Below are 7319 nucleotides of genomic sequence, written 5' to 3'. Positions count from 1 at the left end.
CTACTCGCGTTATACAGCCGCGCGTTGATGGCCTGTTTCAACGCGGCGGCGCGCTGCGCATAGGTCGCGGCTGTGCCCGCATCGCCGGTTGCGGCCGCCAGTTCCGCAGCATCGCTCAATACCTGGTAGTACAACATATTCGTCGATGCCACTTCGCCCACTACCGGACTGGCGAAATCGGGCAACCAGTCCTGCGCGTTGCCCGCGTTCACCGCGATCAAACCATTCGAATCGACTAGCGTTTGCAGATAATTCAATTCGCCCTGCACTGCGGCCCACTGCTGCGTGAGTAACGCCGCATCGCCAGAATACAGGTAATAGTCGTGCAGCACCGTGACGAAATACATCGAATACTGCGCGGAATAAAAATTCGATGAACCATAGGCATCGGCGGTCGTGCTGATCAGGGGGTCCTGCGGGCTGTGCGTGGTCGACACTTCACCGCTCGCGAGCCGATAGCTGCCCATCAGGCGTATCGATCCGGCCACCGCGTCGCTTTGCGCCGACGAATAGAACAAGGTGGGTGCTTCCACGGCAATGTCGCCGGACCACACCGTGCGGTCGCGTTTCGCGCCGTCGATCAGCAAGGGCAACGCATTTGTATTCGCCGAAAAGTCGTCCAGCGCGCTCGACGTCATGAGCGCGTTGGCGTAGAGCGTCGCGCCGTTCGCCGTAATCGCAAGATTGCGGTAAGTGGCCTCGCTCGCGGGCACGTTGAAAAAGCCCGCGCTACCGTAGCTGGTCAGCAGGATCGATGCCGCGCCGGACGCATCCAACGTGCCGAGATTCACGCCGTCCAGCGTCACGCTCACCGTATTGCCGCTGAGCGACGTGCTCACGCTATGCCACGAACCCGTGGCGACGCTCGCCGCCACTGGCAATTCGCCGAGCTTGACCGCGCCGCCCGCAAAGGTGCTGTAGGCGTCGAGTTCGAGCGTATCAGGCGTGCCCTGCGTGTCGCTCGCCGAATGCAGCACGAAACGCAGGCTCGTGAGATTGCCCGAGTCGCGCATTGTCCAGCCCGCGCTGTTGCGGTCCACGCGCACATCGAAGGCCATCGCATAGTCGGACGGCCAGGCGCCGCTCTTTTGCACGATGCCCGTGCCGCTCGTGCCGATCGACAAGCCATCGGCCGAGACCTGCCACGCTAGCGGAAGCGCCCCTGCTGCGAGGCGATCCATTTCCACGGTATACGCGCCCGCGGTCCAGATGCGGTTGAGCGTATCGGAACTGGAAACGAAACTGCCGCGCGTGGCCGAGGTAGGCGCGGCATACAGCGATTGAATGGCAACGTTGTTGAGCGTCACCTCGCCCGGCGTGGCAAGCGAGAGCGTCTCGTAGCGCTCGCCGCCCTGCACAGCGTTCGACTTGATCGTGCCCGTCGCGCTGACGGGAAAGAGGCTCGTGCGCTGCGGATCGACCGAGACGGTCAGGCCCGCGCTCGCGTCGCCAGTCGTCGCGGTGTTGCGGCTTTCGCTGAAGGTGGCCGAGAGTGTCGGCGACCCGCTTTGCGCCGCGACGCCGAAGGTCGGCAGACCACCCACTTCGTGTCCGTAGTCGAGCACGACGACAGGCGCGGCGCCGCCCGCGACATATTTCAGCGTGAGCGCGCCACCTGTGAGCAGCGAGTCCGCGCCCGTCACCGAACCTGACACGCTCACCACTTTCACGGGCCGAACGTTGCCGGTGTCGGGCAGATAGCTGGCCGCGCTCACGCTTGCGGGCCAGGGCGTCGCGCTGTCCGCACTGTTGAGCGCGCCGCCACAAGACGCGAGGGCGACGGCCTGCGCGAGCACGGCGGCTAGCGCCGCAGCGGGCCTGGCGCGCTTGAGCGTACGAGTGGGCATACAGGCCGCGAGCGAGCGCCTGCCTCCGTGATGTCGGGGCATATCTGTCTCCGTTGTTTTGTATTCGGCTTTGTCGTCAATCGAAAGCGATCGAAGCGCGATCGAAGGCGCCGTGTCTCGCGGCGCGATATGGAGCTTGCCCGACTCCTGGGCGCCGATCCCTCGCAAATCGCGATATGTGGCATCGCGAAACGCGCGGGCTGGCGAAGCGATGTCTCTCTACACTTTCCCAACGCGCCCCACTTTGCGCGAAATCAAAACAAATGGAGACAGACATGCCCCCACGCCAAGGATCGAATGGCGCACTGGTGGTCGCCCACGTCGCGGGGATGATCGATCTGGTGGCCCTGCCCGTCTGGGTCAATACACTCATCGAAGGCTTTCACTTCGACGCGCAGCGCGCGGGCGCGCTCGCCACGGCCTATCTCGCCTGCGCCGTGCTCTGCTCGGTGGTGATCGCACCGCTGTTTGCGCGCCTGCCGGGCCGGCTCGCGTCCGCGCTGGGCTTCGCGCTCGCCGCTGTCGGCTTTGGCCTGGCGGCACACGCCACGACATTTGGCGCGATGTTCGCCGCGCACGCTGTGGCGGGCGCGGGCGTGGGTTGCGGCCTGTCGGTCGTGCATGGCGCGATCGGCAAAACGGCCAATCCGCATCGGCTCTTCGCGATGGGCCATCTGGCGCTGGCCGTGTTTGGCGTCCTCTACTTTGCCGCCGTGCCGCCGCTCGTGACGGCGCAGGGCGGATCGTTTCTGTTCCTTGTGTTCGTTGCGCTGTCGCTCGTCGCGTGCATCGCGCTGGTTGTGGCGTGGCCCGCAGGTTTGCAAGGCATCGACGCGAAAGACGCAAACGCGCGCTTTGCAAAACCACGAGTTTCTGGTCGCACGCAACTCGAACGCGGCTGCTGGAGCGCGATCGCGGGCATCGTGTTCATGGCGATCAATCAGGCGATGGTGTTCAGCTTCGCGCAGCGCATTGGTCTGGCGCGTGGGTTCGGCGCGGCGCACGTGAATGCCGTGCTGGTGGCGGTCGGCCTTGTGAACCTGTTGCCGCCCGTGCTCGCGGCCTTGCTCCAGCGCCGCTTCGACGCGCGCAACGTGGCGCTTGCCGGACCGCTCGCACAAGCCGTGCTGGCGCTCGTGATCGGCACCAGCACGACCTTCGTTCCCTACGCGATCGCCGCCAGCCTGTGGGTCTTCGCGATGATCTTCACGCACACCTTCCTGTTCGGCCTGCTCGCAAAGCTCGACCGCACGGGCCGCGCCGTCGCCTGCACGCCCGCCATGCTGATGGCCGGCTCGGCGGTCGGGCCACTGCTGGGCGGCGTGCTGATCGTGCGCTTCGGTTTTGGCGCGCTCGGCATTGCCGCGGTTGGCATCGCGCTAGTCAGCTTTCTGTGCTTTGGCCGTCTGCGCGCGCTCGCCGTGGCGCAGCCCGGCCTGAACCTTCCTTCCACGCACTGATTTTCCCTAATTCGCTTTCGCACCTTATTTGAGGCACAAAAAATGGCAGGCATCGTCTTTAACAACGTTCGCGTTTTCGACGGCAGCGGCACCGCGCCCTTCCCCTCGCAGGTGCGCGTCGAGGGCAACCGCATCGCCGCGCTCGCCACTCCCGGCGCACCTTCGCTCGCCCAGCAAGGCGACGAAATCTACGAGGGCGGCGGCGCGACGCTCATGCCCGGTCTCGTCGAAGCCCACGCGCATCTGTCCTGGCCCAGCTCGGTCGAGAAGTTCGTGCCCGGCATGGCGCTGCCGCCCGAGGAACTCGTGCTCACGACCGCGCGCAACGCACGCATTCTGCTCGATCACGGCTTCACGAGCGCCTATTCGGCGGGCTCGTTGAGCAAGCGCGTGGAAGTGGCGCTGCGCGAGCAGATCGAGAGCGGCGGCATGCCCGGCCCGCGCCTCGTGGCGTCGTCGATCGAGCGCACGCCGCCGGTGGCCGCCGACGAGCAGGCGCTCAACCCCGGCGAAGTCGATCCCCACGGCGTAGGCCCCGAGGCCGTGCGCGCCTTCGTACGCTCCTGCGCGGAGATGGGCGCGCGCTCGGTCAAGTTCCTGCTTTCGGGCGAGGACGCGCTGCAACCCGGCGCGTCGCAGCAACTGCTCTATTCCGAGGAAGAAGCCCGCGCGGCCGGCGAACAGGCGGCGCAGTCGAACGTCTGGCTCGCCGCGCACGCGCAGGCCGGCGAGGCCGTGAAGATGGCGCTGCGCAACGGCTTTCGCGTGCTCTATCACTGCACGTACGCCGACGAAGAAGCGCTCGACATGCTCGAAGCCGCGCGCGAACGCATCTTCGTCGCGCCCGCCATCGGCATCATTCAGGCGACCCTCGACGCAGTGCCGCCGCCGCACTTCGACATGACGCACATGAAGCAGAGCGCCGCCGAAGTGCGCGAACTGCAGCAGCGCCTCGTGCCCGAGCTGCGCCGCCGTGGCGTGCGCGTGCTGCCGGGCGGCGACTATGGCTTCCCGTTCAACCCGAACGGACGCAACGCGCGCGATCTGCAACTGTTCGTCGAGCTGTTCGGCTATACGCCCGCGCAGGCGCTGCACGCGGCGACGGCGCTGGGCGGCGAGCTGATGGGACTCGAAGGCGAACTCGGCCGCATCGCGCCGGGCTATCTGGCCGACCTGCTGCTCGTCGATGGCGATCCCACCGTCGACGTGGCGATCCTGCAGGACAAGCAGCGCCTCACCGCCATCATGAAAGACGGGCGTTTTCACAAGACGCCGCACGCGCTGCGCGCCGCGCGTTAAGCCGCTGGCAGCAAGGACCACGCAAAGAGACTAACCACGATGAGCCACAACGCACTTCCCACGGCGCAGCAACTTGCCGACCTGATCCGCTCGACGGGCGCCGTAATCGACCCGCCGCTGGTGAAAGGCTGGTACGCGCCGTTTCGCGAGACGCAGTCGCGCGAGGGCGCCGAACTGCGCGCCGACATCGCCTATGGCGACGATGAGCGGCAAAAACTCGACGTCTATGTGCCCACGGCTCAGCGCAAACCTGAGGACGCCCAAGGCCGCCCGCTGCTGCTGTTCGTGCACGGCGGCGGCTTCGTGCGCGGCGACCGGCGCGAGCGCGCTAACGTGGGCTGGCGCTTTGCGCGCGAGGGCTTTGTCACCGTGCTGCCCAGTTATCGACTCGGGCCGCAGAACCACTGGCCCGCCGGCGCGCAGGACGTGGCCGCCGCCTGGGCGTGGGCCTATGCAAACGCGCAGGCGCTCGGTGCGGACCCGCAACGCATCTACATCGCGGGCGAATCGGCGGGCGCGGCGCATGTGGCCGCCACCACGCTGATCGCGCGCCTGCGCCCCGCGCACGTATCCGCACCGCGCGCCGCGCTACTGGTTTCGGGCGTCTATAACGTGCATCTGGAAAAGCTCGCGCGCCGCCAGTTCGGCGTGCCCAGCCCCGACCCGCGCAACGAAGCCTATTTCGGCAGCGATTTCGCGAGCTATCCGGCCATGTCCACCGTCGAGCTGATCGACAGCGCGCCGTTTCCGCTGCTCGTCACATGGGCCGAACTCGATCCGCCGCAAATGCAGATCCAGGCAGGCGAGCTGTTCGCGCGGCTCGTCACCCAACACGGCTTCGATCCGGATGTCGCTGTAATACGCGGGCATAACCATCTTTCCCAGCTTGAAGCGATCAACACGATTGACGACACGCTGGCGCAGACGCTGATCGATTTCATGCAGCGCTGCTAGACACCTCCGAAGCACCCGACACACCTCAAAAAAAACGACGCATGGAGACAATGACCTTGAAGAATTTCACATCTTTCGCATTCCGAATCATTGCCATTTCCGCCTGTCTCGCAAGCGCGGCGCACGCCACCGAAGGCGGCGGCACGGTGGTGCCGATTGGCGTACAGACCATCGCCTCCGGCGTACTTCAGGACCCGGGTGACTACCTGCTCAACTACAACACCTGGATTTACGCCAGCAGCTTCCCGAATAACGACGGCAAGAATTCATTGCCCGACGGCAATCTGCGCGTGCAGGCGCATTCGTTGCGCTATCTGCACGTTTTCGAGAACTTCAAGATCGCAGGCGGCGACACGGCCTTCGAAGTCGCCTCGGCGTATGTGGATTCGACGCTCAGCTCGCTCTACGCAAACGGCCATAACAGCGGCATCGGCGACACCTCGCTCGGGCCGTCGATCGGCTGGCATAGCCCGACCTTTCACCAGATGGTCTCGCTGCTCGCCGTGCTGCCGACCGGCTCCTATGAAGCGACGCGCGCGGTCAACGTGGGCCGCAACTACTACGCGCTGCAGGCCGACTACGCCGCAAGCTGGTTCTTCGCGCGCGGCTGGGAATTGAGCGGCATGTTCAAGGTGATCTTCAACGCGAAGAATCACTCGGACGGCTATAAATCGGGTATCGAAACCGATCTGGACTACGCGCTCAACTATCACCTGCCCTACGGCTTTTTTGCGGGCGTGGGCGGTTACTGGCACAACCAGCTCACCAACGACACGCTCAACGGCAACGTGGTCGATGAGGACGGCTATCGCGTGCGCGATGTTGCCGTGGGTCCGCAGCTTGGCTGGGGCACGCAGAAATACGGCGGCTACATCGCGTGGCAGCACCAGGTCTATGCGCGCAACACCTCCAAGGGCGATCTGCTCTGGCTCAATCTGTTCGTAAAGTTCTAACCCAGGCCACGCCGTTCAGGCCGCGAGCGCCGCCGCCGCATCGACCAGGCGCTCGCGCAACCAGCGATGGCAAGGGTCTTTTTCCCGGTACTCGTGCCATTGCAGAAACTCGCGCACGGTGGGAATCGCTACCGGCGGCTCGACAAGACGCAGCGGCAAAATCTTCGCGAGTTCGGCCGCGAAACGCCGGTGCATCGTCGCGACCATCTGGCTGCCGATCAGCGCGGGGGCAATCGAGCTGAAATCCGATGTGGTCACGCGCACGCGCCGCTTGATGCCCTGCGCCTCCATGAAACGGCTGTCGTAAGTGGGCGCGCGCGGCCAGCCCAGCAGCGCCGCCACGTGGTCGAGACGCTCGAATTCCGCCACGCTCAGGCGCTCGCCCACCGACGTATTGCCGTCCCACACCACGCAGGTATAGCTGTCGTCGAACAGCGGCAGGTGCGGATGATCGGGCGCGATAAACGGCTCGGGGATGATGAGCAAATCATATTCGCCGCGCCGCAGCTTTTCCGCCGAGTCTTCCACTTGCGGCATGAATTCCAGCGTGATGTTAGGCGCGCTCTGCTCGATCATCGGAATCACGCGGCGCATCAGCACATTGATCACGTAATCCGAGGTGGCGATCTTGAAGTGGCGGCGCGCATGCACAGGGTCGAAAGCCGGGTCGATGGCGACGATGGTCTGCACCTGTAGTAGCAGATCGCGCACCGGTTGAACCAGTTCCTGCGCAAGCGGCGTGAGTTCGAGATTGCGGCCGACCGGCACAAGGAGTTCATCGTCGAAATATTCCCTGAGCTTCGCGA

6 protein-coding genes are annotated in these 7319 nt (G+C 65.2%); 4 read left to right on the top strand and 2 right to left on the bottom strand.

Annotated features, from left to right (window positions below; all coding sequences use genetic code 11):
* Positions 1 to 1889: hypothetical protein (locus VG320_RS06310; RefSeq protein WP_327199278.1), on the bottom strand; the 1889-nt coding region annotated here is incomplete at its 3' end.
* Between the two features lie 233 nt (positions 1890 to 2122).
* On the opposite strand from VG320_RS06310, the gene VG320_RS06305 reads away from it, so the two are divergent.
* Genes VG320_RS06305 through VG320_RS06290 form a run of 4 tightly spaced genes read left to right on the top strand, consistent with a single transcriptional unit; the run spans position 2123 to position 6513 of the window.
* The gene (locus VG320_RS06305) at positions 2123 to 3307 is read left to right on the top strand and encodes an MFS transporter (RefSeq protein ID WP_327199277.1); all 1185 of its coding nucleotides are present in this window, start codon (positions 2123 to 2125) and stop codon (positions 3305 to 3307) included.
* 42 nt (positions 3308 to 3349) lie between these two features.
* Positions 3350 to 4606: an amidohydrolase family protein gene (locus VG320_RS06300; RefSeq protein ID WP_327199276.1), complete on the top strand. Its 1257-nt coding sequence runs from the start codon at positions 3350 to 3352 to the stop codon at positions 4604 to 4606.
* Positions 4607 to 4645: 39 nt separating this feature from the next.
* Positions 4646 to 5560: an alpha/beta hydrolase gene (locus VG320_RS06295; RefSeq protein ID WP_327199275.1), complete on the top strand. Its 915-nt coding sequence runs from the start codon at positions 4646 to 4648 to the stop codon at positions 5558 to 5560.
* Between the two features lie 56 nt (positions 5561 to 5616).
* Positions 5617 to 6513, top strand: coding sequence for a SphA family protein (locus VG320_RS06290; RefSeq protein ID WP_327199274.1), 897 nt, complete (start codon positions 5617 to 5619; stop codon positions 6511 to 6513).
* A 15-nt stretch (positions 6514 to 6528) separates the two neighbouring features.
* Here VG320_RS06290 and VG320_RS06285 read toward each other — a convergent pair.
* A partial coding sequence (locus VG320_RS06285; RefSeq protein WP_327199273.1) for a LysR substrate-binding domain-containing protein occupies positions 6529 to 7319 on the bottom strand: 791 nt, incomplete at its 5' end.

The sequence above is a fragment of the Paraburkholderia sp. genome (genome assembly GCF_035948235.1).
Taxonomy (GTDB): domain Bacteria; phylum Pseudomonadota; class Gammaproteobacteria; order Burkholderiales; family Burkholderiaceae; genus Paraburkholderia.
Note: the sequence above shows the minus strand (reverse complement) of the source record. Positions and strands in the feature narration are given on the sequence as shown.

Bases quoted from the DNA above. Each gene is read 5' to 3' on its own strand.
- VG320_RS06305 (WP_327199277.1), top strand. From the start codon at position 2,123: ATGCCCCCACGCCAAGGATCGAATGGCGCACTGGTGGTCGCCCACGTC.
- VG320_RS06300 (WP_327199276.1), top strand. From the start codon at position 3,350: ATGGCAGGCATCGTCTTTAACAACGTTCGCGTTTTCGACGGCAGCGGC.
- VG320_RS06295 (WP_327199275.1), top strand. From the start codon at position 4,646: ATGAGCCACAACGCACTTCCCACGGCGCAGCAACTTGCCGACCTGATC.